The 24,156-nt window shown below is 59.0% G+C and carries 22 protein-coding genes; 11 read left to right on the top strand and 11 right to left on the bottom strand.

The genetic code is table 11. The annotated features are described in order from the left end of the window. From EGH25_RS12105 to EGH25_RS05215, 4 genes are read left to right on the top strand one after another with little or no spacing between them, the layout of a single operon-like run. Positions 1-714 carry a DUF4129 domain-containing protein gene (locus tag EGH25_RS12105; protein ID WP_266086594.1) on the top strand — a complete coding sequence of 238 codons (714 nt, stop codon included), beginning with the start codon at positions 1-3 and terminating at the stop codon, positions 712-714. Further along, on the top strand, positions 711-1,346 hold the full coding sequence (locus EGH25_RS05225) for a DUF7269 family protein (RefSeq protein WP_266086593.1): 636 nt from the start codon (positions 711-713) through the stop codon (positions 1,344-1,346). The genes EGH25_RS12105 and EGH25_RS05225 overlap by 4 nt, the downstream gene beginning before the upstream one ends. Further along, positions 1,339-2,625, top strand: coding sequence for a DUF58 domain-containing protein (locus EGH25_RS05220; RefSeq protein ID WP_266086592.1), 1,287 nt, complete (start codon positions 1,339-1,341; stop codon positions 2,623-2,625). Before EGH25_RS05225 ends, EGH25_RS05220 begins: the two co-directional genes overlap by 8 nt. Then, positions 2,622-3,299 carry a DUF7519 family protein gene (locus EGH25_RS05215; protein WP_266086591.1) on the top strand — a complete coding sequence of 226 codons (678 nt, stop codon included), beginning with the start codon at positions 2,622-2,624 and terminating at the stop codon, positions 3,297-3,299. The genes EGH25_RS05220 and EGH25_RS05215 overlap by 4 nt, the downstream gene beginning before the upstream one ends. On the opposite strand, the gene EGH25_RS05210 is transcribed toward EGH25_RS05215, so the two are convergent. The 11 genes from EGH25_RS05210 to EGH25_RS05160 form a co-directional block, all read right to left on the bottom strand. Next, positions 3,300-4,265, bottom strand: a complete 966-nt coding sequence (locus EGH25_RS05210; RefSeq protein ID WP_266086590.1) for an AAA family ATPase — start codon at positions 4,263-4,265, stop codon at positions 3,300-3,302. 115 nt (positions 4,266-4,380) lie between these two features. Beyond that, positions 4,381-5,277 carry an energy-coupling factor ABC transporter ATP-binding protein gene (locus tag EGH25_RS05205; RefSeq protein ID WP_266086589.1) on the bottom strand — a complete coding sequence of 299 codons (897 nt, stop codon included), beginning with the start codon at positions 5,275-5,277 and terminating at the stop codon, positions 4,381-4,383. Continuing rightward, on the bottom strand, positions 5,274-6,089 hold the full coding sequence (locus EGH25_RS05200) for an energy-coupling factor transporter transmembrane component T family protein (protein WP_266086588.1): 816 nt from the start codon (positions 6,087-6,089) through the stop codon (positions 5,274-5,276). Before EGH25_RS05200 ends, EGH25_RS05205 begins: the two co-directional genes overlap by 4 nt. 3 nt (positions 6,090-6,092) lie before the next feature. Further along, positions 6,093-6,407: a cobalamin transport operon protein gene (locus tag EGH25_RS05195; RefSeq protein WP_266086587.1), complete on the bottom strand. Its 315-nt coding sequence runs from the start codon at positions 6,405-6,407 to the stop codon at positions 6,093-6,095. Further along, entirely contained in the window at positions 6,407-7,090 is a 684-nt protein-coding gene (locus EGH25_RS05190) for an energy-coupling factor ABC transporter permease (RefSeq protein ID WP_266086586.1), read from the bottom strand. The genes EGH25_RS05195 and EGH25_RS05190 overlap by 1 nt, the downstream gene beginning before the upstream one ends. Before the next feature lie 137 nt (positions 7,091-7,227). After that, positions 7,228-7,524 carry an ABC transporter permease family protein gene (locus EGH25_RS05185; RefSeq protein WP_266086585.1) on the bottom strand — a complete coding sequence of 99 codons (297 nt, stop codon included), beginning with the start codon at positions 7,522-7,524 and terminating at the stop codon, positions 7,228-7,230. 58 nt (positions 7,525-7,582) lie between these two features. After that, the gene (locus tag EGH25_RS05180) at positions 7,583-9,823 is read right to left on the bottom strand and encodes a hypothetical protein (RefSeq protein ID WP_266086584.1); all 2,241 of its coding nucleotides are present in this window, start codon (positions 9,821-9,823) and stop codon (positions 7,583-7,585) included. 296 nt (positions 9,824-10,119) lie between these two features. Beyond that, positions 10,120-11,139, bottom strand: coding sequence for a metal ABC transporter permease (locus tag EGH25_RS05175; protein ID WP_266086583.1), 1,020 nt, complete (start codon positions 11,137-11,139; stop codon positions 10,120-10,122). Between the two features lie 3 nt (positions 11,140-11,142). Beyond that, positions 11,143-11,877: a metal ABC transporter ATP-binding protein gene (locus tag EGH25_RS05170; protein ID WP_266086582.1), complete on the bottom strand. Its 735-nt coding sequence runs from the start codon at positions 11,875-11,877 to the stop codon at positions 11,143-11,145. A 37-nt stretch (positions 11,878-11,914) separates the two neighbouring features. Further along, positions 11,915-13,318, bottom strand: a complete 1,404-nt coding sequence (locus tag EGH25_RS05165) for a metal ABC transporter solute-binding protein, Zn/Mn family (RefSeq protein WP_266086581.1) — start codon at positions 13,316-13,318, stop codon at positions 11,915-11,917. 335 nt (positions 13,319-13,653) lie between these two features. Beyond that, positions 13,654-16,119 carry a hypothetical protein gene (locus EGH25_RS05160; protein ID WP_266086580.1) on the bottom strand — a complete coding sequence of 822 codons (2,466 nt, stop codon included), beginning with the start codon at positions 16,117-16,119 and terminating at the stop codon, positions 13,654-13,656. A 453-nt stretch (positions 16,120-16,572) separates the two neighbouring features. On the opposite strand from EGH25_RS05160, the gene EGH25_RS05155 reads away from it, so the two are divergent. From EGH25_RS05155 to EGH25_RS05125, 7 genes are all read left to right on the top strand, one after another. Further along, positions 16,573-16,725 (top strand): C2H2-type zinc finger protein, encoded by a 153-nt coding sequence (locus EGH25_RS05155; protein ID WP_266086579.1) that lies wholly within the window; start codon positions 16,573-16,575, stop codon positions 16,723-16,725. Between the two features lie 468 nt (positions 16,726-17,193). Next, complete coding sequence (locus EGH25_RS05150) at positions 17,194-18,387, top strand: NAD(P)/FAD-dependent oxidoreductase (protein WP_266086578.1); 1,194 nt, start codon at positions 17,194-17,196, stop codon at positions 18,385-18,387. Beyond that, entirely contained in the window at positions 18,387-20,048 is a 1,662-nt protein-coding gene (locus EGH25_RS05145) for a nucleoside recognition domain-containing protein (protein ID WP_266086577.1), read from the top strand. The genes EGH25_RS05150 and EGH25_RS05145 overlap by 1 nt, the downstream gene beginning before the upstream one ends. Further along, positions 20,020-21,258, top strand: a complete 1,239-nt coding sequence (locus EGH25_RS05140; RefSeq protein WP_266086576.1) for an FAD/NAD(P)-binding protein — start codon at positions 20,020-20,022, stop codon at positions 21,256-21,258. The genes EGH25_RS05145 and EGH25_RS05140 overlap by 29 nt, the downstream gene beginning before the upstream one ends. Positions 21,259-21,451: 193 nt before the next feature. Then, entirely contained in the window at positions 21,452-22,480 is a 1,029-nt protein-coding gene (locus tag EGH25_RS05135; protein WP_266086575.1) for an ABC transporter substrate-binding protein, read from the top strand. Further along, a complete protein-coding gene (locus EGH25_RS05130) occupies positions 22,480-23,319 on the top strand; it encodes an ABC transporter permease (protein WP_266086574.1) in 840 nt (279 codons plus the stop codon). The genes EGH25_RS05135 and EGH25_RS05130 overlap by 1 nt, the downstream gene beginning before the upstream one ends. Further along, entirely contained in the window at positions 23,310-24,107 is a 798-nt protein-coding gene (locus tag EGH25_RS05125) for an ABC transporter ATP-binding protein (protein ID WP_266086573.1), read from the top strand. Before EGH25_RS05130 ends, EGH25_RS05125 begins: the two co-directional genes overlap by 10 nt. Positions 24,108-24,156 lie beyond the last annotated feature (49 nt).

The raw sequence follows: 24,156 nt of genomic DNA, 5'->3' as shown, positions 1-24,156 counted from the left end.
GTGAATCTTCAGGGACCCGTCACGACGGTGGTCGCTATCGCGTGCATACTCGCCGTCGGAGTCGCATCTACGTCCCTCGACGCCGTCGAGACGGAGCCGAGCGACGTTATGGACACGAGCTTCATACCCACGGAGGAAAACCAGCCGGAGGCGGAAGGCGACGGCGGGGGCGGCGGCGGTAGCGCCAAGCGCACACCGTCTGAAGGCGGTGAGACGGACGCGGGCACGGAGCAGACGGAAGGTACGCCGAAGGAGTCGAAGGGCGGCGGGGGAGGCGGGGGTTCGGAGAGCCTACAGGTCACGTTCTGGGACCGTCTCTGGGCTACGATCATGAACAACCTCGTCTACATACTCGGAACACTCGGCGCTCTCGTCGCCGCGGGTCTCGGATACGTCGTCTACAGACGCCGTTTCGCGGACGGAGCCGGACCCGGAGCCGCCGACATACATTACGACGTCGACACCTCGAACGATGTCTACGAGTCGTGGTGGGAGATGGTCGAGCTAACCGAGGTCGAGGAACCGATGACCAAGACGCCTCAGGAGTTCGCAGAGGAGGCTATAGAGATGGGGTACGACCCGGACGCCGTCTCCGAGCTGACACGCCTTTTCGAGGAGACGTTGTACGGTGGGAAGGAGGTTACGCGCGAGGAGGAACGCAGTGCAAAGGAAGCCATAGAACGTATCAAGTCGAAGGGTAGAGAAGCCGTATGAAGAGGAAGACAGTCGTACGGATCGGTGCGAAGGCGCTCGTATTCCTACTCGGAGCCGGTACCGTAGCCGTCGGTGGCGTCTTTCTCCTCCAGCCGTCTCTCGCAGACTCGTTCGGGTTCGTCGACCGTCTCCGCGTCACCGTCGGTAACGACTACTTCCTCGTCGCGGGTATCGCGGGTGTCGCCGTACTCTTCGGTCTGATCTTCGCGTACCAAGGGCGCGCAGGAACCGTCCGTCAGGCGGAGACACCCGACGCCGAGGGTGCGCAGGCGGTGCCCGCACCGGGCGACGACTTCGACGAACTCGTCACAGAGGCGCGTGGATGGCGGTCGGGCGAAGCGAAGGACGAGATACGTGAGAGGGTGCGCGAAGCCGGTGTCGATGTCGTCGCAAGCACACGTAACTGCTCGCGTTACGAAGCCGAAAACCGGGTCGATGGGGGCGGATGGACGGCGGACAGGTACGCGTCCTCCTTCCTCGGTGGTTCGGACGCGCCTAAACTCCCCCTCCTGACACGTCTACAGGTCGCCTACGGCGGTTCGCCGTTCGAGACAGCCGTGGAGCGTACGGTCGACGAGGTGTACGCCGTCATGCGGGAGGACGAGACGGTCAGGGAGGAAGACGATGGCTGAGGAAGAGACTGAGGACGAGACGGAGCGCGACGTACACACGACGCGTCGGTGGCGCGGTATGTCGGCGCTCGCCCTTTTCGCGGGCGGCGCAGGCGTAATCGCAAACCGTCCTCTTATACTCCTTACCGCCGCCGTCTGGGTTGGATACGCCGCCTACCCGCGTCTCGCGGGCGAACCGACCGTAGACCTCACCGTTGAGCGCACCGTCAGCGACGACTCTCCGGGTCACGAGGACGTCGTCCGTGTGGAGACGACGGTGCGGAACGAGAGCGGCTTCCTGACCGACCTCCGTTTCGTAGACGGCGTGCCCCCGACGCTTTCGGTCGTGAGCGGAACGCCCCGTGCCGCCACGGCGCTCCGTCCGGGTGGCTCGACGACGTTCTCCTACGAGGTCGTCGCAAAACGCGGCAGGCATTCGTTCGTCCCTGCGACCGTCGTGGCGCGCAACCTGAGCGGCTCCGTAGAGGTTGAGACGACGGCGTTCGACGAGACTGTTATAGAGTGCGCCGCCGATATCGACGACGTTGAACTCCGTAAGCAGGCGAGCCAGTACACGGGGCGCGTCCTGACCGACGAGGGCGGAAGCGGCGTCGAGTTCCACGGAACACGCGAGTACCAGCCCGGCGACTCGATAAGCCGTATCGACTGGAAACGGAGGGCGCAGTCGGGCGAACTCATAACGCTTGAGTTCCGCGAGGAACGTTCGGCGAAGGTTCTGCTCGTAATCGACGCGCGCAAGCAGGCGTACGTCGCTTCGGGTGATAACGAGCCGAGCGCTGTCACGTACAGCGTCTTCGCCGCTGACCAGCTCTTCGAGTCGCTCCTCGGTAGCCGTGACAGCGTGGGTCTCGCGGTGGTAGGACGTGAGGATGTCTGGCTCCCCCCCTCGACGGGCGACGAGCACCGTACGAGGGCGCGTCAGATCCTCACCAAAAGCCCGGCTCTCGTCCCCTCACCGCCGCGTCGTTCGCCCGACGAGGAGCAGTTCCGCCGTCTGCGTAAACGTCTTGATTCGGACACGCAGGTCATCTTCCTGTCGCCTCTCGCCGACGATGCCATGGTTGAGAAGGCGCGGCGTATCGACGCGCGCGGCAACGCCGTCAGCGTTGTAAGCCCCGACGTGACCACCGACGGCTCTCCGGGGCGGAAGCTCGCGCAGGTAGAGCGCGAGAGCCGTCTTAGCGACCTCCGACAGGCTGACATACCCGTCGTCGACTGGGACGTTGAGCTACCTCTCGCAAAGGTTCTCGCGCATACACGGGAGCAGTGGTCACGGTGACCGAACGTCCGACGGTCGTTAGCGGCGTTCTCGCCGTCGTCGCCGGTGTCGCGGGAACCGTAGCCGTCGCACAGACGACGCCGCTCCGTCTTGCGGTCGCGGTCGCGGGCGCGGGGTTGGTCGTCTTCACGCTCGGCGTCGTCGCCGCACGGTCGCGGTCGCGTGGGCTTGGTATACTCGTCGCCCTCACGGGACTCGCGGGTGCGGGAGGCGGCACAGCGTACGGCGCAACCGTCGCCTCCGAACAGCTACATCTCGCCGTCGTCGCACCCGGTCTCGTAGGGACGTTCCTCGCCGCTCTCGGCGTCGCACCCCTGCGCGGTTCGGGTTCGCGCAGATTCACCAAGATAGCGTGCTGGCTCGTCTTCCTTGGTCCCGTACTGAGCGCGGGTATGGAGTACGGAAGCGCCGTACAGGTACTCACCGCTACGGTCGCCGCGGCTCTCGTCTGGGATCTCGGCGAGAACAGCGTCTCTCTGGGACGGCAGGTCGGACGCGACGCGCGCACCTTCTGGAACGAGACGGTTCACGGCTTCGGCGCTCTCCTAATGGGAGGCGTCGCCGCGGGCGCAGTCTACGTCTCGCAGGGTTACAGCGTAGGTTCGAGTTCGCTCGAAGCCGTCGTCTTTCTCCTCGTCTCCGTCGTCCTTCTCGTCGTATTCCTACACCGTTGACTACCTGCGCCCCTGACTAACGACCGTCGGAACCTCGATCTCGTCTAGTATATCGTCGATAACGTCCTCCTTCTCTACGTTGTCGACCTTGGCGTCTGCGTTCAGAACGATACGGTGCGCCAGCACGGCGTAAGAGACATCCTTGATATCGTTCGGCTTAGCGAAGTTTCTACCGCGCAGGACGGCGCGCGCCCTCGCCACCTCGAACAGACGCTGTGTACCACGCGGCGAGACACCCGTCTTGACACGCGGGTCGTCGCGTGTCGCACGCGCGACCTGTACGAGGTACTCCATAACCTCCTCCTTCATATGTATCGTCTCAGGTACCTGCTGAAGCTCCTGAACCATCTCGTCGGTACAGACGCGTTCGACCGACGGACTCTTGTCCTCGCGCGATGCACGCCGGCTTATTATCTCCACCTCCCCGTCGTAGCTCGGATACCCGAGGCTCGTCTCTATTGTGAACCTGTCCATCTGCGCCTCAGGTAGAGGGAACGTACCTTCCTGCTCCACGGGGTTCTGTGTGGCTATCACGAAGAAGGGTTCGGGAAGCTGGCGCGTCTCACCGTCGACAGTAACCTGCTCCTCACCCATCGCTTCGAGCAAAGCCGCCTGCGTCTTGGGGGGCGCACGGTTTATCTCGTCGGCGAGGACGATGTTGGCGAAGATAGGTCCCTTGTTGAACTCGAACCTCTGCTTGCGCTCGTTGAATATATGCGTCCCCGTTATGTCGGCGGGAAGCAGGTCGGGCGTGAACTGTACGCGTTTGAACGACAGACCGAGGGCGTCGGCGAAGCTCGCCGCCGTCAGCGTCTTACCCGTACCCGGCACGTCTTCAAGGAGAACGTGACCCTGCGAAAGAACACCCAGTATCACGTCCTCCATGAACCCACGGTCGGCGATGACAGCCTGCGAGATCGAGTCGAGCACCGACTCGCACCTGTTGCTTGCCTGCACTACGTCCATACACGTACAAAGAAACGGTGCTGTTTATACCTTCGCAAGACTAAAATTTCGTTTTACGGTTCGGCGAAACCTTCGGTAGAACGGACAGTATCTTCGTCAGAGCGGGTACCGGAACCTACCCGTCCTCGCCGCCGTCAGCCGAATCTGCCTGAAGGACTTCTGTACCGGTCATACCGAGTCCGGGTTCTCCTTCCAGTACCTCTACCAGCTCATCCTCTGTGACCGGCTTCATTTCTTTACCGACACCGGCGTCACGAGCCACACGAACCGCGGTCGGTGGATGGAGGTTCGCCCTCCTGAGTAAGCCGTCGTTGTAGAACACCTCTCTCGGGGTTCCTCTTCCGACCACGTTACCGTCTTCCATCACACAGACCCTATCGGCTATCTCGGCGGCGAAGTCGAGGTCGTGTGTCGAAAGAACGACGCTGACGCCGTCTTCATGGACATCTCTTATGCGTTCTATTATCAGACGCGACCTCTCGGGGTCCAGTCCCGCGAGCGGTTCGTCAAGTACGATAACGCTGGGGTCAAGAACAAGTACACCGGCTAGTCCGACCAGCCTCTTTTCACCCCCGCTAAGGTAATGAGGAATACGATCCTTTAGATGACCAGCGTCTACCGTCGAAAGAGCCTCCTTCGCCTTCTCCCGTGCCTCCTCATCGGGGACACCGTAGTTCTGGAGACCGAACATGACATCATCGAGTACCGTCGGTGCGACGAGCTGTGTGTCAGGATCCTGGAATACGAAGCCGACCTCCTTTCTGGCTAAGGACTTGTTGTCCTCGTCGATCGGTGTCCCCTTGACGAGGAGTTCACCGTCGTCGGGCACGAGCGTCGCGTTTAGATGCTCCATCAGGGTGGACTTCCCTGCACCGTTGGCACCGACCAACGCGACCACCTCATCGGGGTATACCTGAAACTCCGCGTCGTGCATACCGACGGTGCCGTCGGGGTAGGTATGTGCGCCACACCTAAGATCTACCAGCGGCGTTTCGTCTTTCTTTCCGCTCATACGGGAACCACCTCATATACGACCACGACTGCATACCCGACAACCGCAACGTAGCACCCGGCTAACGCAACCACCTCACGCAACGGAGGTCTCGGGACGTCGCCGTACAGGGTTATGTCTCCGTTGTAGCCTCGGGCTTCCATCGATTTAACCAGCCTCTCGGACCTCTCGATAGCCGTGAGCAGGGTCATACCCAGTATCCGTGCGTACGTCCGGCGGTTCGACCAGAACTCAGATAGGGTCGCCCCACGGGACAGCACCGACTTGACGAGATCCTCTAATGTCTCGACCATCACGAAGGTAAACCTGTATGTCAGAAGAGCCACCTGGTCGACAGGACGGGGAAGTACCGTACCGAGTATGTATGCTATATCCGCGTACTTCGTCGTCATGGTCGTGGTCAGTGCGAAACTGACGACGGTCAAAGACCGACACGAAAGCTCCGCAAAAAGAGCCGCACCCTCCCAGGTAACCGACAGATCCCCGATAGGTGTACCCACAGAGCCACCGATGGGCGTACCGGGTTCAAGAAAGGCTAAAGGTCCCGCGACAGCCACGACGAAAAGCAGAGGTAAGGTGTACCAAAGACCCAGACGACGGTATGGCAGACCCGCGACACCGTAGAAGACGAGTGTGGCTAAGTAAAGACCCGCGAGGACGGGTAGGGACTTCGCTACGGTTACGGCTATCACAAGCGCACCTATGACACCGAACTTCGTCCACGGATTTATACGGTGAACAGGGCTGTCGCGGTGTTCTGAGTACGCCGTTATCAGGCGCGGGTCGGGAACGTGGTTCGAGAGCGTAGCCATCTGTTATGCCGTCTCATCTTCCGCAGCTTGGTACCTCTCTGCGTAGATGTACAGACCTATGCCGACCGCTACCAACAGAACCACGAGTGCGGCGAACTCAAGTACCATCCCACCTTTCCGTATCGGACCAGCTATGATTATCCCCCTACCGATGTCTATCAGAGATCCTCCGCCCTCCTCGATACCGCGCTGGAGAGCCCTCGCGGATCGTTTCGCCCACGGAAGAGACCCGCCTGTAGCCCTGAAACCCCACAGCCCGGCGGCTACAGCTACGGCGAAAACGGCGGCGAGACCGCTGTACTGCTTCCATCTTTCCATCAGGCACTCACCCCTGCCGGCTCATCCTCCGTGGCTCTTCTGTCCACCATCTCGATAAGATCCGGACGGACCGAAACGAGGAACTGCACCACAAACCCCGTCAGTATTCCTTCGATGACCGCGACACCGAGGTTAAGACCTACGAGACCTGCGACCGCAAACGCGAGGTCGCCACGGGGGAGAGCGCTGCCGTTGACACCGCTTATGACTATTATCCCGCCCATGAGTACCGCACCCAACGATAGTCCGATAGTTGCGGCACCTGCACTGGCGGGAAAGACATCCCAGTCCATACTGAGTAGCGTCTTGAACACGTAGTATGCCGCTATAGCCTCCGTGGCGTTGACGAGGGTATTTGCGCCTAACAGCCCAACAGCGCCGTGCCCGAGGGCGGCAGAGAAGACGTTTACAACCAGTGCTATGAGGGTACCGAGCAGAGGTCCTGTGAGGATCCCAACCAGACCGGTTAGGTTCATATGGATGCCACCCCACACAGGCAGGTTGAGCTGGAAGACAGCGAAACTCGCCGCGGCACCGATACCGGCGAGTGCTATGTGGTGAGTCTTTATTCCTCCTTTCCGTATCCTGTACACGACCAAGCCTACCAGTCCAACTCCGAATGCCGTCCAGAGTGCCAGCGCCCAGAGCGGGAATGAGCCTTCGCCTAGGTGTATATGTGCCATGTTTGCTAATATATCCGGAAACATAATAAATCTGCCCTTTCAGATAATACTGATTATATAATACACTCCGGATACTGATACAGCCAGCACCCCTGGACTGACCGTCGCAACGCTATACCTCCCGCCGTATCCCGACCCTACCTTTCGCCGCCGTCCGCGCTTACCCCCTCTACCTCTTTCCTCTCTTCAGTACGGAAGACGGAGTAGATTTTCGATTTCTTTTCTGCTCCGCTCCGTAGGACGAAGACGGATGCGTAGACAGCTATCGCGGCGACCACTATCGAACCTCCCGCAGCGACGCCGTAGACGTACGCGAGAGAGACGCCGACCACGGAAGCTATCTCACCCCCTACGACGGCGAGAAACATCGAACGTCTGAAGCTGGACGCGACGAGTGACGCGCTACATCCTCCGCCTCCGTCGCTATTGCTCACCGAGACAGTCTGCGTTTGCGTGTCCGTCTCTCCGTTACCGTGTCTTTTACCTAAACAGCTACCTGGCGTCGTTCCAGTCCGTGATGGACTCGATGATTTCTAGCTCACCGTAGCTCTGTCCGTCTATCTGTTGGTCGTCAGTCCAGTCGGTCAGACGATCGACCACCTGTAGCTCTCCGAGCGGATCGCCGTTCGAATCACCGAACGGATTTTCGTCCGAAATTCCTTCTCCGTCTTCTCCATCCCCGCTGACCTCAACATCTATCGGCGGGGTTTCGTACTCAACGTTTCCGTCGTGGAGAAGCTGGAAGGCAATCTCGGTGGTGCCTTCCTCAACCCCGTCTAAGCGTACGTGGTTTCCGTGTCCATCGAGCGAGACGACGCCTTCATCTGCCCCTTCAGCCAGCCTGGCGTTGATGCTGTGGTGATCGCCACTAAGATCTATCTCGTTACCGTCAGCGTCCTCTATGTTCGCGCCGACAGGCATGAAACCACCTTCTTCTATCTCAGGAGTACTGCCGTGCCAGTGGTCGCCGTGAACACTCGCGATCATCTCGCCGGTTTGGTGATTGTCTATCTCGAACGTACTTACTCCTCCGTCTTCGTGGTCATCCTCAACAACCTCAAACGCGCCGAGTGTATACGGGCCGGGTTCAAGGACTGCCGTGCCGTATTCATCGAGCAAGGAGTCCTCGATACTCTCGCGGAGCGTGTCGTCAACGGATCTGTGGGACAGGATTGTGAACCATTTCACATCCTCTGCGGCGGCTTCTGTCTCGAACTCCAGAGTGACGTGTGGGTGGAAGTGGTCGACTTCGGTGCCGGGGTCGGCTCCGTGACTCGTTACTCCGACCTCAGTCTGCTCGGAACAGTCCCAGCCTGCGGGTGGAGAAAGGTTCTGCCACTCTTCTCCCCAGCTCTCGGGCGCGTCGATGGAGCCGTGGCGGTCGAACCCTTCACATACCGCCGACTCCATACTGGCGTTCAGTTCGTCGCCAAGCGTGACATTCTGTTCAGTATCGACGAGAAGCTCGTACCCGACCTCAGTACCTTCGCTCTCTATTTCACCTAACAGGAACGGTGTACCGTCCTTGACGGGTGCGTTGAGCTCCGACTCAAGCGTGTTGTCGAAAGCTCCGACCCACTCCTCGTGGACTACGTTGTTATCGTAGAGGTCTACCCAAAGGTCGTTCGCATCATTTTCGTTCTCGAACCCGTGGTGCACGGAGGCATGGTAGTGGTTGAGTTCGGTGCCGGGGTCGGCTCCGTGAGCACCTATATCGGTGGATGTCTGGGCCTCACAGTTCCATCCGTCCGGAAGCTCTGTCATATTTCCGAGACCTTCACACACGCCTGAGGTAGTCGCACGAGCGAGGTCTTCACCTAATGTCACGTTTTCCTCTGTGTCAATGACAAGTTCGTGCTCAACCCCGTACGACACTCTGTTGTCGTGGTTTCCGACCTCAACATCTATCGGCGGGGTTTCGTACTCAACGTTTCCGTCGTGGAGAAGCTGGAAGACAACACCGACGCTGCCTTGTTCATCCCCGTCTATGCGTACGTGGTCACCGTGTCCATCGAGCGAGACGATGCTTTCATCTGCTCCTTCAGCTAGCCTGGCGTTGATGCTGTGGTGATCGCCACTAAGATCTATCTCGTTACCATCAGCGTCCTCTATGTTCGCGCCGACCGGCATGAATCCGCCTTGTTCTATCTTAGGGTTACCACCATGCCAGTGGTCGCCGTGAACACTCGCGATCATCTCGCCGGTTTGGTGATTGTCTATCTCGAACTTGCTCACTTCTCCGTCTTCCTCATCTCCATGGTCATGATCGCCGTCCTCTCCGTGACCGCCTTCTGTTAGGAGGAGGCTATTGGTTCCGTCCTGAGGAAATCCCACCTTGACGTACTCATCGAGCCCGAGTTCTTCACAGGTAACTTCGCCCCTTTCGAGGACTTCCTCGTCCTTGGGTTCGGCTGTGCCGCTGTCGGTGTAGAACACGAACGGTCCGTCATGGTCGTGTGCCTCAGCGTCGAAGTTGACGTACCCTCCGTCGCCGTCGTAAGTCACGTTCCAGACATCGTGTGTCTCATCAACAGTGGGCGCGTCTTCGACAGAGGAACCCCCTGTGAGCGGGGTACGGTCATCGAAGTCACCGTGGAGGCACGCGTGTTCGTTGTCGATGCCTGTCTCGGCTAACAGCTCGACACCTTCGGCGTCCTCAGGGGGAACCTGCTCCTGTGCGACGGCTGTGCCTGCGAAAGCCATTCCGGCTATCGCAAGAAGAATCAGTACCACTCCTGCCTTGAAAGCTCTACAACCGGGTTGTGCGTCTCCTTTCCGTGGCATTACAGTACCTGGTACACCTTTTCTACTTAAAGATATTATGATTTGGCTTTCTTTTAATAATATGTATTATATCTACTCTATAGCTTAGTAACAAAAGGTTCAAACCGGGTGTAATCAAACCCCCCGGATACATCAGCTGTCAGAGACGGGGTTTTACTGAGCAGCGAAGCCTTTTTCAACTGCTCCGGGATTTCTTTGTGTGATCCGTCGTGTTTTTTTGAGCCTGCTAAAGAAATAATGCTAAGTCAGTCGGGTGATAGAACCGAGGCTACGTAGAGTATCACGGTCATCACGATTATCGAGCCTCCCGACGGCATACCGGCGGCCACAGCGAAGGCGAACCCCGCGACCACCGAAGCCTGACCGAAGATTATAGAGACATAAACCGTCTCGCGGAAGCTCCTCGATACCTGCGACGCCGCAGCGACAGGGATGACGAGCATGCCAGCGACGAGTATGACACCGAGTATCTGCATCGAACCGACGACGACGACCGCGGTCACAACGACAAGGAGTGTGTTGTACCTGTCTACGTCTAAGCGAGCGACACGCGCCGCCTGTTCATCAAACGTCGTAAATACGAGTTCCTTGTAGAACCAGACGACGACACCCACAACGCAGACTGTGAGGACAGCCATGAGGCGCGCACTTCCCGCGGTGACTATGGCTATGTCGCCGAAGAGGTATCCCTCTATGTCTATACCCGTCTGCCCACGCCCGTAGGTGATGACGAGCGTCGCTACCGCGAAGCTACCCGACAGGACGACGGCGATAGGCACGTCGCCGTAGGAGTCGGTGTGTTTGGTGAGCCAGTTGACCCCGAGAGCACCGACGGTACTCACGATGAGTGCGGCGAGTAGCGGCGAACCCCCGAAGCCGAACAGACCGGCGAACAGTAAGCCGAACGCGACACCCGCGAATGCGGTGTGTGCCAGCGTCTCGCCTATCAGAGCCATCTGTCTGTGGACAAGAAAGCTACCCACGAGGGGGGCGACGACGCCGATGAAGACGCCGGTAGCTATCGACTGCCACATGAAAGGGTATGAAAAGACGTTGGTTCCGAGGGCAGCGTCCATCCCGAGCCCGAGTTCGCGGTACCCCTCGTACGCGACGCCGAATCCGGGCACGTCCTGTAGCCAGTAGAGTACGACAAATCCGAGCATCACGACCGCGAGCAAGCCCGTGACGACGAGAGCCGCTATCTCTGCGGCGTGTCTGCTCGGGAGTGCCGAGCGTAGCCTTCGCACCGTGTTTCTTGCCGACATGGTTCAGTGGCTTTGGCGTAGAACCCTTTTTTTCTCGCCGTACGCCTGTTCAAGAGCACCGCTTTTCATGAACGACTCCGTGTCGCCGTGGTGGTAGAGCTCCACGTCGACACACGCGATACGGTCGGCGTGTTCGGTCACGACGCCTATGTCGTGTTCTATCAGAACAACGGTGATACCTTCACCGTTGAGGCTGCCAAGGAGACCGTAGAACTCCTCGCGTGATTCGGCATCGACGCCGACGGCCGGCTCGTCAAGGGCGAGGAGGTCGGCGTCCGATGCGAGTGCGCGTGCGATGTAGGCGCGCTGTTTCTGTCCGCCCGACAGCGCGCCCACAGGGCGGTCGGCGAGGTCTGCTATACCGACCTTTTCGAGAGCGTCGGCGACGGCTCGGTGGTCCTCGTCGCTGAGACGGCGTCCCGCGGCGGCGAAACGCCCCATACGGACAGCCTCACCGACCGTGACAGGCATGATGCCACCGCGGTCGGTCGACTCCTGCGAGACGTAGCCTATGCGCGCGCCTTCCTCAAAGAGGTGTGCCGTCTCACCGAACAGGGTCGCTTCGCCCTCGTCAGGCTCTAAAAGACCGAGCATTATCCGCAGGAGTGTCGTCTTACCGCTCCCGTTGGGTCCGACGAGACCCAGGAACTCGCCTTCCTCTATCTCGAAGGTTATGTCGCACACAGCGAGTGTTTCTTCGTAGCTGAAACTCACTCCGTCGAGGGTGACGACGGTCATACGAGACCACCCATAGACCAAACTCCCCTGTTCCCTATCACGCTTTTAATGCCCGTTCAAGCGACGGAATATTTATCTCTGTCATCATCTCGACCCATCCGTAGTCCCTTTCCTGCCACTCGCGCGTCGTACCTGAGGCAGGTGTCAGGGGTGCTGTGTCGGTCGCGTCAGTGTTTTCGAGTATGACGCGTGCCCCGTTGGGGATCGTGTCGCCTGCCGGGTCGGTCGTCTCGAACGGGTCGTACAGAACGGTTTCTATGCCGTGTTCCTCGACGACTTCAATTGACCTCGCGACGTCCTCCGACCGAACCTGTTCGTCGGGTGAGACTCCTACAGGGGTGTGGAGTTCGAACCCGTACCTGTTTTCGACGTACTGGTACGAGTTGTGACCGACGAAGACGCCGACGTCGAGTTCCGCCTCCTCTGTGAGTTCCTCGAAAGCCTCGTCGACACCCGCGAGTTCTTCCTTGTACTCGGCGGCGTTTTCCTCGTAGACAGCCTCGTTCTCCGGGTCGGCTTCTGTGAGGCCCTCGGTGATGTTGTCCACGCCGTCTTGACCGAGGACGGGGTCGACCCAGAAGTGTGGGTCTTTTGCCCTGGACGCTCCCTCCTTCTCTACCTCCTCGAGCACCGAGACAGGCGTGAGGTCACTGCTCGTGTCCCAGACTACGTCTCCCTCGTGCCGTAGTTCGAACGCTATACTAGCCCTTCCGGTCTCCTCTCCGTGTAGTCCGATACGGTCGCCGTCGGGTTCGAAAGACAGGACATCCTCGGAACCGTCCCTGACCGAAGCCCCGAACGTGAAGCCCTGTTCGCCGAGGGGCACGACGCGCCCTTCGTCGTCCTCAAAGGCACCTTTGAGGTAGACGGACCCGTTCAGGGGTACGTCCGGAGGACTGCCGTGCCAGTGGTCTATGTGCCAGACAGCGGGCTCTTCCCCTGTGCGGACGTCGTAGATGTTGAACTTCTCAACCGCTACGTCCCTCCCGAAGTCATGGTCGTAGTCGGGGGTCTTGTCGTCGTCCGTCTCTACATCCCAGTTGAGGAGCTGTCCCTCCATACCCCGCATCGCGTCGATGACCACGACGTCGTCGTGGTCGTTGCTTATCTGGGTGGCGGCGTCCTGTGCCCATCTGAACTCGGGGGTGTCGAGGTAGACGAAGGCTTCCGAGTCGGCGATATCGCGCACGATGTTGCCCGGTGGGGACCATCCGTGACCCATTTCGCCGGTGTCGACGGCGTTTTCGAAGCTTGCGAGGTCTCCTGTGACCTGCTCGCTCCAGTCCCAGAGGGCGAAGAACGCGGCGTATCCTTCGAAACCTCGGTCACCGCTACTGGCTCCGGCTCCGGCAGGGTCGGCGGTGTTGAGACACCCCGACAGGGCACCCGCTGATCCGAGACCCGCACCCGTCTTGAGAAGGTTTCTTCTCGTGGTCTTCATATGCGTAGGAACAGCCTACCAGCTTATAAGCGTTATTATCTAATAGAGCTTTGTTAATAATGAGTATTAACAGAGATATATTTCTTAACATGCAAGCCTGCTCAGAACTGCGTTTCACCGGTGCCTGTAGTCGTGTTCGGTCTCCGGTTGGTGCCGCCGGAGACGGCTTTTTACACTACCCGGGAACTTTGCGCGCCAGCAACGACCGCCGGCTCGCGAACGTCCGGAACTCAGGAGCAGGGTCGTGAGGTCGTGAAGAAACCGTTGTCGGCTGTTACACGTATGTCCGGCTGTTCTGGATACCGCAGACTACGTAGGTTGATACCGAAGGTGCTTCAGCGGCGTCTGAGTGCCACACCAACAGACAGGGCAACCAGAGCGGCTAGACCCGTGAATCCGGGAAGCCCCTCTCCCGAGTCACCGTCTCCGTCCTCGGGGTCGGATGTTCCGGCTGAGGAGTTTTCGGACATGACCCCATCCTCGCCGTTTCCTGTTCCGGACTCGGCGTTCTCGTTTTCGTCCTCCTCGTTTGCCTCGTCTACTTCTTCGTTCTCGCTGTGCTCTTCACGGCTCTCTCCGACGCTCTCTTTTTGAGTTCCCCCTTCTCCTTCGGTTTCCTCGCTCTCTTCCCCGGGTGCGTTGAGGCTCTCTCCCACGAGTTGGAGACTGATAACACCGTCAGATGGCTTTTCCACCTTGATGTACTCTTCGAGGGATTCACACTCACCGACATTCCCATTACCGGCTATATCAGAGCCAACGGGCTCTGCGGAGCCGTCTGCGGTGTAAAACACGAACGACCCGTTGTGGTCGTACGGTTCAGTGTCGAAGCTGACGTACCCTTCCTCTCCGTGGTGAGTCACGTTCCAGGTTACGTGTGTTTCGTTGATCACAGGGGCGTCTTCGGCAGAGTCGCCTCCGGTTAGTGGGACACGGTCGTCGTAGCCCCCGTGGAGGCACGCGTGTTCGTGGTTAACTTCTTTCTCAGCAAGGAGCTCGATAGCTTTCCTTTCCCCCGTTTCTTCGGTTTCTACTTCCGGCTCCTGTTTTTCTTCCGTTTGGTTTTCCTTTTCTTCTTCCGTTTCATTCTCTTCTACCGGTGCTGGTTCATCTACAGGAACGCTAGATATATCACCCTCGGTGAGTTCGAGGGTTATCACCTCGTCGGAGGGAGTTTCGACTTCGATGTACCCATCAAGGGAGTCACACTCTCCGACGTCCCCCTTTCCAATCACCCTGGAGCTGGTGGGGTTAGCAGAACCACCCGCGACGTAGAAGACGAACTGACCATCGTCGTTGTATCCCCCAGCGTCGAAGTTGACGTACCCTCCGTCGCCGTGTGTCACGTTCCAGATAACGTGGTCTTCTTCGACCGTCGGAGCACTGTCGGCAGAGTCACCTCCGGCTAGTGGCGTGCGGCCATCGTGGTCACCGTGGAGACACGCGTGTTCGTTGTCGACCTCTTTCTCAGCGAGAAGCTCGACGGTTTCGGATTTCTCCTCTTCCGTTTCATTCTCTTCTACCGGTGCTGGTTCATCTACAGGAACGCTAGATATGTCACCCTCGGTGAGTTCGAGGGTTACTACCTCGTCGGAAGGGACTTCGACCTCGATGTACCCGTCAAGCGAGTCACACTCTCCTACATCCCCCTTCCCAATCACCCTGGATTCGGTGGGGTTAGCAGAACCACCCGCGACGTAGAAGACGAACTGACCGTCGTTGTTGTATCCCCCAGCGTCGAAGTTGACGTACCCTCCGTCGCTGTGTGTCACGTTCCAGATAACGTGGTCTTCTTCGACCGTCGGAGCACCACCGGCAGAGTCGCCTCCGGTTAGTGGGACACGGTCGTCGTGGTCACCGTGGAGGCACGCGTGTTCGTTGTCGACCTCTTTCTCAGCAATAAGCTCGACGGTTTCGGGTGTCTCACCCTCATTCGGTTCCTCTCTCACCTCGTCGGTTTCTTGTACAACACTGACCTCCATCGGAGGGGTTTCGTACTCGATGCTGTCGTTGTGTAGTAGCTGGAAAAGAACTTCTGCGGTTCCTTCTTCCTCACCGGTTATCCGTACGTAGTCTCCGTGTTCTTCGAGCGACACGACGTTCTCGTCGGCTCCACCAGCCGGTTCGACACCTAAGGAGTGGTTGCCACCGTCAGGTTCTATTTCGTTACCGCCTCTGTCCTCCACGTTCGCTCCCAGTGATACGTGTTCGCCCTGCACTATTTCAGAGATGTTTCCGTACCAGCGTTCCCCATGGGCTTCCGCGACGACTCCGCCGGTGCTACGGTTGAGTATATCGAACTTGTATCCGACGTCGGTGAGAACGAGGCTGTTGACTCCGTCTTCGGGAGCCTCGATCTTAACGTACTCGTCGAGCGCGTCACAGCCGGGTACCCCTCCCCTTTCGAGAACCTCCGCGTCGACAGCGTCCACGGAGCCGTTCGCGTCGACAGCGTCCACGGAGCCGTTCGCGTCGACAGCGTCCACGGAGCCGTTCGCGGCGTAGAAGACGTACGGAGCGTCGGCAGTGTGCGAGCCAGCGTCGAAGTTTACATACCCTTCGTCTCCGCTGTATGTCACGTTCCAGACGACGTGAGTGTCGCTAACCGTCGGGGCATCTTCGACAGAAGCACCTCCAGTCAGCGAAGTGCGGTTGTTGTATTTAGCGTAAACGCATGCGAACTCGTCGTCGGTGTCTTCCTCAACCAACAGTTCGACACCTTCGGTATCTCCATGGTAGGCGTCTTCCTGAGCGACAGCCGTGCCCGACAAGGCTACCCCGGCTATCGCTAGGAAAGCCAACAGCACCAGTCCTGTTTTAAAGACTATGCGTTTCGGCTGGGAAACGTTTTTTCGGGACATTATAATACCCAGTATACTGCTCCCGCTTAAAGTTATTATCATTTTGTTTTTCTTAATAAGATGTATTACGACGAGAGCAGTTTCTAATAAGGAGGGCTCCAGAGGGGTCACCAGACTCGGTCCATCAGAACGGTTCCGAAGCATCTATTCCACCGTTCTGTTCGCCACCGGTTCCAACTGAGACAGTCGCGTCTCCGTGGCTGTGACCACCTTCTGAGAGCTACTGAAATAATAAGGGTTGTTATCCGGAGATGATATTTAATAAGAAGACATTACCACCCCTTTGAGATACAGGGGTTGCGAAAGTCGACGCAAAGTTAACAAGGAATAATACCAGAAAGGGGCGCTATCACAGCAATACTTTTGTCAAAACGGCTCTTAGTTAACAACGCAATGTCGTACGCATGCACGAACTGTGACGCGAACTTCGAATCGGCAGCAGGAGTTACCCAACACGTCGCCCTCCACCACAACAAATGCGGTGTGTGTGACGAGGGCTTTGACGACGAAGAGGGTCTGCGCGAACACGTCCACGCGGAACACTGAACAACGTCGGTTGCTACAGTTCTCTTACCGACTTTCCTTATCGTCGGTGCTGAAGAAGCAGTCGTTGAACCGCGCGTCTCGGAGCTACCGGGAAGCGGGGGAATTCTACGGTCGTGAGGAGTCCACCTATTCGACGAAGACACGAAGAGCTCCTGTGATGCGCCCGACCACTGCGTGATTATGGAAAATATACGCGACACCGCAGAAACGACCGGAGATGCACACGCCGAAGTATGACTGACCTCTTCGCGCGTCATGGTAGTGCGTGAGGACAGGTCGCTGTGAACCATGATTATTATCATATTGTAGTTCTATAATAACTCTTATTAACTTAGATACTATTTTTGTTAACATGGGGCAGGAAACAGACCACAGATGGCTCTTAGCCGGCTCGTCAGCCGTGGTATTCGGCGTCGAAGTTGCTGTAGGAACCCGAGGTAGAGCTGTGACCCAGGCGGTGTCGGGGACATGAAAGGCTACGACGCCGTCGTCGTCGGTGCTGGCGCGGCGGGTGTCGGTGTCGGCGTCGCTCTTTCGAAGCTCGACCTCGACTTCGTCGTTGTCGAACGTGACCGTATCGGCGCGTCGTTCCGTGACTGGCCCGAGGAGATGCGTTTCATAACACCTTCTTTCCCGAGCAACAGCTTCGGTATACCCGACCTCAACGCCGTGACGCCGAAGACCTCGCCCGCTTTCGCTCTCGACCGCGAGCACCCGTCGGGTGAGGAGTACGCCGACTACCTCGAAGGTGTCGCCGAGTACTACGAGCTACCCGTCAAAGAGGGTGTCGAGGTCGGCTCCGTCCGTCCGAGAAACACTACCACCGACGAAGCCACCGAGATGGCGGTCGATGGTGGCGCACAAGAGGGCTTCGTCCTCGAAACCGACGACGGCGAGGTTGAGACGCGTTTCGTCGTCTGGGCTACGGGACAGTACGGCGAGCCGCGGAGACCCTTCGAAGGTGCGGACTGCTGTGTCCACAATACCGAGGTCAACTCGTGGAAGAACCACGCCGAGAAAGGAGAGGAGTTCGTCGTCATCGGGGGCTACGAGAGCGGCATAGACGCGGCTGTCGGACTCATCGACAACGGCTGTTCGGTGACCGTAGTCGACTCCGGCGCGCCGTGGGCTGTCCGCGCACCCGACCCGAGCGTCAGCCTCTCACCGTACACGCTCGAAAGGCTCGACCGTATCGCCGGTTCGGACAACCTGACGTTCGCCGGAGACACGTACGTCGAACGGGTCGAACGCTACACCGATGGATGTAGGTACGCCGTCGTGACCCGCGAGGTCACCGAGGACGGTCTGAGCGACAGTGAGGGGCGCATAGAGACAGAGACACGCCCGTTACTCGCGGGGGGATTCGAGACGGAGTTCGGACCCGCCGACGAGTACTTCCCGCGCGATCAAGAAGGCGTCGTGCCCCTCACCGACCGCGACGAGTCACCTATCGCCGACGGTCTTTTCCTCGCGGGTCCAGAGGTAGCACACAACGGTGTTCTGTTCTGCTTCATCTACAAGTTCAGGACGCGTTTCCCCGTCATCGCGGAGACTATCGGCGAACGCCTCGGCGTCGACACCTCGCCGCTCGAAGTATACCGCGAGGAAAGTATGTTCATGGACGATCTGTCGTGTTGCGAACCCGACATGTGTGACTGCTGATGTCGGACGAGACCGTAACTGTCGTCGGTAAGGAAAGCGTCGGCAAGTCCGAACTCGTCGCTTCGCTCACGGGTGACAGACCGACTGCGTCCAACTTCCGTGGGACGACGGTGCGCGCAGAGAGGTACTCGACGGGCGGCTACACGTTTGTCGACACGCCGGGTATCGTCCTTGACGCCGACACTGAGGGCACCCGCGCCGCACTCGAGGCGCTCGGCGAGGAAGAGAAGGTGATGCTGGTCGTCCCTGCGACCGACATTGACGAAGACCTGAACGACCTACTTCCGCTCGTCGAGGGGCGCGTCGGAAGCATCGTCGTGACCTTCTGGGACAAGGTCGAGGACGACGAAGGAGCGCGCGCCGCCCTCGACAAACTCGAAGAGACGGCTGGCGTCCCTGTCACGGCGGTTGACGCGAGAAACGTCGACCGTGTCGCGGCGGACGGCGGTACGGGAGCGGTACAAGACGAAAGTGAGCGTCTCCTCAACTCCGTCGATGAAGCCGGTGTATTCCCTGATTCTCCCGGAACGCAGGTGGGCTGGGGGATAGAGCCGCCAGCGACGGTCTTCGAGTGGGACTACGTCGGTCCGTGGGTGAGCGTCGCACTTCTGTTGCTCCCGACCGCCGTCGCCGTCTGGTTCGCGAACAGCGTCGCAGGGGAAGTCAGCCCTATCGTAGACGGATGGATCGAGCCTCTGATAACGTGGTCGTCCGGACTACCGGAGCCGTTTTCGACGGTTCTTTCCAGCGACTACGGTCTTCTGTCGATGGGTCCGTTCCTGTTCGTCTGGGCGGGACCGACGATGCTGATATTCGCTGTCGTTCTCGGCGTCTACAAGAACACAGGTCTCGTCACGCGCATAACCGTCGCCCTACACCCATACATGCGCCGTATCGGTCTCACGGGGCGCGACCTAGTCCGTGTCGTCATGGGGTTCGGCTGTAATGTACCTGCGGTCGTCAACACGCGTTCTTGCTCCGACTGTACGCGCAAGACGACTATCTCTGCCATCTCGTTCGGCTCAGCGTGTTCGTACCAGTTCCCTGCGACGCTAGCCGTCTTCGCTACGGTCGGTATGGCTTGGCTCGTTGTGCCGTACGTCGCTTTGCTCGCGGTGACGACGCTCATTTACGTCGGTGTGATAGCACCCCGTGAGGCGCGCGAGGCGTCGCTTTTCATCGACCGCAGGAACTTCCTGTCTCTCCCCGACCCACGCGCAATCGGGCGTGAGGCGTGGAGCGCGCTCCGCGAGTTCTTCCTAAAGGCACTGCCCGTATTCGTCTTAATCACCTTCGTAGCCGCGTTACTCGACCGCGTGGGTGCGATAGACACAGCAGGGAGCGTGCTCGGTCCCGTGATGTCCGCCTTCGCTCTCCCCGCCGAGACGGCACTCGTCGTCGTTCTCGCCTCCGTGCGTAAGGACGGTATCGCGCTTTTTACGTCGGAGGACACGGCGGTCGCCGCCCTTTCGCCGCTGGAGGTTCTTGTCGCCGTCTACCTCGCGGGCGTGCTTCTTCCCTGTCTCGTCACTGCGTTTACGGTAGCGCGTGAGGTTTCGGCGCGGTACGCCCTGGTTCTAATGGCGCGCCAAGCCGTCGCGGCGGTCGTGTTCTCACTCGTGATAGCGTGGGGTGGTAGGGCTGTCCTCAGCCTCCTCTGAGATACGTGAAGGGGGCGACCCCGACTACGACTGGGTGATAGTCGGAGGAGGCGTCCACGGAACACACATCGCACAGAGGCTCTTGGACGCCGGCGTGGATCGCAACCGCCTCGCAATCGTTGAAAGCACCGGAGAGCTTCTCGGAAACTTCCGTGAGAGGCTACGGGTCGCACGCGTCGGGTCGCTAAGGTCGCCGTACGTCCACCACGTCGGAACAGAGCCGTTCTCCCTCGAAAACTACGCGAAGTCGAAAAGGCGCGAGGACGAACTCCTCCCTACACGCCGTAATCCGCGGCGTCCGACCGTTGACCTGTTCCTCGACCACACGGATCATATAATCGGGTTGCGTCGCCTCGGAGAACTCGTTGTTGAACAGGAGGTGACATCTGTCGAATACGGGGATTCCGCTCCGCTCGCCGTACGGACGAAGACGGACGAACTCACGTCGCGGCGCGTCCTCCTCGCCGTCGGTAACGCGGGCGCGCCAGAACCCCCTGGCTGGGCAGAAGAAACCGGAAGGGTTCGGCACGTCTGGGAAGGCGGTGAGGTCGAAAACGCCAAGAACACCTACGTCGTCGGCGGTGGAACGACGGCGTGTTCGGTCGCCGTCTCTCTGGCGCGCGAGACGGGCGATGCGACGCTGGTTAGCCGCCACGGACTCAGAAAGGCGGTGGTAGAGAGCGACCCGAGGTGGCTCAACTGGAAACACATCGAGAAAGAGCTACACCACCTCCCCGTCGCGTCGGAGGCAAGGCATAAACGTATCAGGAAGGCGAGAAACGACGGCACGGTTCCGTACCACCTCGCCGAGGAGGTAGAGGAAGAGACTGAGGTAGGGCACCTGAACAGACGCGTCGGCGAGGTCACGGTGGCTTTCGAAGGAGATGACGGTGTTTTTTTGCGCCTCAACGACGGCGGAACCGAAGAAGCCGCACGCGTCGTCCTTGCGACCGGATTCGGGGATGTCTACCGACAGCCCTTCGTCAGAAGTGTCGCTGAGGATCTCGACCTCGCGACCGGGCACAGAGGGATGCCGGTTCTTGACGACGAGACGCTCGGATGGAGACGGAAAGACGGAAAACCGTCGGGCGTGCACGCCACGGGTGCTCTCGCCGAAGGTGTCCTCGGTGCGTTCGCGCGCAACATCGCTACCGCGAGGCTTGCGGGCGACAGACTAACGCGGATCGCACGCGAGGTTCTGAGCTCATAACTACCCTGTCGGTACCCGGAATCCTCCTTAGAGTATAAAAACGTACCCATCCGAGACCGTCAAACCTTCCTCCCGGTACCGACCCTACTCCGTACCTCTAACACGGCGGTACTTCTCCAACAGACACCTCGTTAATATCTGACGGTAAAGAATCACAGAAGTTATTATATTCTACTATAGAGTTAATAACAGTATGCGAAGGATATCCCGCCGGAAACTGCTTCAGGGTATAGGTACGGCTACGGTTGGTGCTTCGAGCCTGACCGGTTGTCTGGGTCAGGGTAGCGAAGGACCTTTGGATTCCATAACCGTCGCCTACGTTCCTATCTATCCGAACATGCAACACTTCATAATGCAGGAAGAAGGCTACTACGACGACCTACCCGTAGACGTTAGCATCGAAAGGTTCAGCAACGGACCGAACGTCGTCAAAGCGTTCGCGAGCGGAGATGTAGACGTAGCCGTCGCCGGAATAACCCCTGCGATGGTACTACTCGACAGAGGAACCGACGTGAACGTCCTCGCCGCCAACGGGCGGAACGCGTTCAAAGCACTGGCAACGAACGAGGTCGCAGAGATGTACGAAAGGTCCGGGGCAGAAGCTTTCGGACGGTTCGAGAACGAAAAAGGACGTAAGGTCCGGTTCGGTACACCGCCGGACGGTAGTGTCCCCGACGTAGTACTGCGGTACTGGCTCGACCGCGACCTCGGCTTAGGGGAACTCGAATCGGTCGTATCGAAGTCTAAGATAGAACCCGCGAGGTCTGTCCAGACCATCCGTTCCGGAGAGATAGACGCGACGATGATCATGGAGCCGTTTGCGAGTATGATAGCCGGTGAAGAGGGATTCGGGGAACTCGCCTGGTCGGGGGAGATACTCCCGGGTCACCCGATGACGGGTCTCTTCGTCAACGGGAAGGTTCTTGGTAGCTCTGAACTGTCCCGGTCTCTGGTCGAGAAACACGTTCAGGCGACCAGGTTCGTGGAGGAAAAGCCACAGACAGCGGCGTCTCACGCAGCCTCCGTTATCGGCTCCGGCGTAACTACTGACCTCGCCGTGACCGCATTAGAGTCGCGAGCCTCTGACTTCATCTCCGATCCACACGCGGTCACGGACCAGACGGCAACTATGTCGGAGTACGTCGCCTCTGTCGGAAACATCGATGAACCGGTTAGCGTAGACGACCTTTTCGCGTTCGAACCCTACGACTCCGTACAGTAATGAGCCTAAACACCGACACAGCCCGACTGACCAGATGGATCCGGTTCGAGAGAGGGTTACGCAGATACCTCCGTGGACTCGGTGGTCTGGGTCTGTTCTTAGCCGTCTGGTGGGTCGGTGCCATTATGACACAGCCGTCGTACCTGGTTCCCAGCCCTCTTGACTCCGCGCGGGCGTTCCTCGGACTGTTCGCGACATCGACGGCTGTGGTCGTTCCTCTACTCGGTTCGGAGCTAGTACTCCCTACGGGACCTGCGCATCTCTTAGAGACGCTGTTTCATTACGTTCCTGGGCTACTCCTCGGTGCTGTCAGCGGAATATCCCTCGGTCTTGCGATGGGGTGGAACGGAACCCTCGACGACTGGCTCCGGCCGCTCGTCCGTATCCTCCGACCCATCCCTCCGTTGGCTTGGATAGTGTTCGCTATCGTGTGGTTCGGAATCCACCACGCGGGAGCGGCGTTTATAGTCTTCATCGGTGCCTTCTGGATAAACTTCTACGGAGCGTACGGCGGCGTCGAAAACACCCCCGGGGAGCTAACCGACGCCGCCTCTACGCTGGGTGTTGAGCGTGACCTTTCGATGCTGAAACTCGTCGCTCTGCCGAGTGCGGCTCCACAGGTTCTGACAGCATTCAGGACTAGCATCGGCAGGTCTTGGATGATAGTCGTGGGTGCGGAGCTTTTCGGCGCGCCCGGCGTCGGCTACGAAATCATAAACGCCTCGAACAACCTCGCTATGGCGACCAGCGTCGCCTACATGTTCCTCATCAGCCTCGCATTCCTCTGTATGGACGTTGCGTTCAGACTCACCGAGAGGAGGGTACTGTCATGGCACTAAAGGGTACAGAAGGATCGGCGGCGACAGAAAGCCGTAAGATAGAACTGCGGAACGTCAGCAAGACGTACGGCACCGAGGAAGAGTCGGTTCAGGCTCTTTCCGACGTATCCATTACAGTTGAGACCGGGGAGTTTTACTGTGTTGTCGGTGAGTCGGGCTGTGGGAAAACCACGCTACTCCGGACGATAGCCGGTCTCGAAGAACCCTCAAACGGTTCTGTCCTGATCGACGGAGAGGAGGTTACCGAGCCCGGACTAGACCGCGGCATGGTTTTCCAGGAGTACGCTCTGTTCCCGTGGAGAACGGTCCGAGAAAACATCCGGTTCGGTCTCGAACGGCCGGCGTGTGACTGCCCGGACTGTGCGGCACGCGTCCGAGAGCTAATAGACCTCGTCGAACTCGGAGGTTTTGAGGAGAAGTACCCGAACGAGCTTTCCGGCGGTATGAAACAACGCGTCGGGATCGCGCGGTCCCTCGCCGTAGACCCCGAGATTCTGTTGATGGACGAGCCGTTCGGGAGCGTCGATGCGCGAACCCGAGACCGCCTCCATTCTGAGTTACTGGATATCTGGGAAAAAACCGGACAGACGGTTGTTTTTGTTACCCACGATATTGATGAGGCTGTGACCCTCGCCGACCGGGTCATGGTAATGGAATCCGACACCGGAGCCGTCCAGTCGACCGTTTCTGTCGGTCTCGACCGTCCTCGTGACCGAACGGACCACGGCTTCGTCGGTTACGTCGCTCGTATCAGAGACGAGGTTGCGAGCCCTGCTAACATCAGCTGAATTACTGTGTCTGGTACCTCTAAACCTCTCAGTTCGGGTACTCTCGCCG

This window comes from Halorutilus salinus (assembly GCF_026242195.1).
Classification (GTDB): domain Archaea; phylum Halobacteriota; class Halobacteria; order Halobacteriales; family Halorutilaceae; genus Halorutilus; species Halorutilus salinus.
Note: the sequence above shows the minus strand (reverse complement) of the source record. Positions and strands in the feature narration are given on the sequence as shown.

What these genes read in the sequence shown, in the direction of transcription:
- EGH25_RS05165 (WP_266086581.1), bottom strand. Translation starts at nt 13,318, where the DNA reads ATGAAGACCACGAGAAGAAACCTTCTCAAGACGGGTGCGGGTCTCGGA.
- EGH25_RS05210 (WP_266086590.1), bottom strand. Translation starts at nt 4,265, where the DNA reads ATGGACGTAGTGCAGGCAAGCAACAGGTGCGAGTCGGTGCTCGACTCG.
- EGH25_RS05150 (WP_266086578.1), top strand. Translation starts at nt 17,194, where the DNA reads ATGAAAGGCTACGACGCCGTCGTCGTCGGTGCTGGCGCGGCGGGTGTC.
- EGH25_RS05200 (WP_266086588.1), bottom strand. Translation starts at nt 6,089, where the DNA reads ATGGCTACGCTCTCGAACCACGTTCCCGACCCGCGCCTGATAACGGCG.
- EGH25_RS05170 (WP_266086582.1), bottom strand. Translation starts at nt 11,877, where the DNA reads ATGACCGTCGTCACCCTCGACGGAGTGAGTTTCAGCTACGAAGAAACA.
- EGH25_RS05125 (WP_266086573.1), top strand. Translation starts at nt 23,310, where the DNA reads ATGGCACTAAAGGGTACAGAAGGATCGGCGGCGACAGAAAGCCGTAAG.
- EGH25_RS05175 (WP_266086583.1), bottom strand. Translation starts at nt 11,139, where the DNA reads ATGTCGGCAAGAAACACGGTGCGAAGGCTACGCTCGGCACTCCCGAGC.
- EGH25_RS05195 (WP_266086587.1), bottom strand. Translation starts at nt 6,407, where the DNA reads ATGGAAAGATGGAAGCAGTACAGCGGTCTCGCCGCCGTTTTCGCCGTA.
- EGH25_RS05130 (WP_266086574.1), top strand. Translation starts at nt 22,480, where the DNA reads ATGAGCCTAAACACCGACACAGCCCGACTGACCAGATGGATCCGGTTC.
- EGH25_RS05220 (WP_266086592.1), top strand. Translation starts at nt 1,339, where the DNA reads ATGGCTGAGGAAGAGACTGAGGACGAGACGGAGCGCGACGTACACACG.
- EGH25_RS05145 (WP_266086577.1), top strand. Translation starts at nt 18,387, where the DNA reads ATGTCGGACGAGACCGTAACTGTCGTCGGTAAGGAAAGCGTCGGCAAG.
- EGH25_RS05225 (WP_266086593.1), top strand. Translation starts at nt 711, where the DNA reads ATGAAGAGGAAGACAGTCGTACGGATCGGTGCGAAGGCGCTCGTATTC.
- EGH25_RS05135 (WP_266086575.1), top strand. Translation starts at nt 21,452, where the DNA reads ATGCGAAGGATATCCCGCCGGAAACTGCTTCAGGGTATAGGTACGGCT.
- EGH25_RS05205 (WP_266086589.1), bottom strand. Translation starts at nt 5,277, where the DNA reads ATGAGCGGAAAGAAAGACGAAACGCCGCTGGTAGATCTTAGGTGTGGC.
- EGH25_RS05190 (WP_266086586.1), bottom strand. Translation starts at nt 7,090, where the DNA reads ATGGCACATATACACCTAGGCGAAGGCTCATTCCCGCTCTGGGCGCTG.
- EGH25_RS05155 (WP_266086579.1), top strand. Translation starts at nt 16,573, where the DNA reads ATGTCGTACGCATGCACGAACTGTGACGCGAACTTCGAATCGGCAGCA.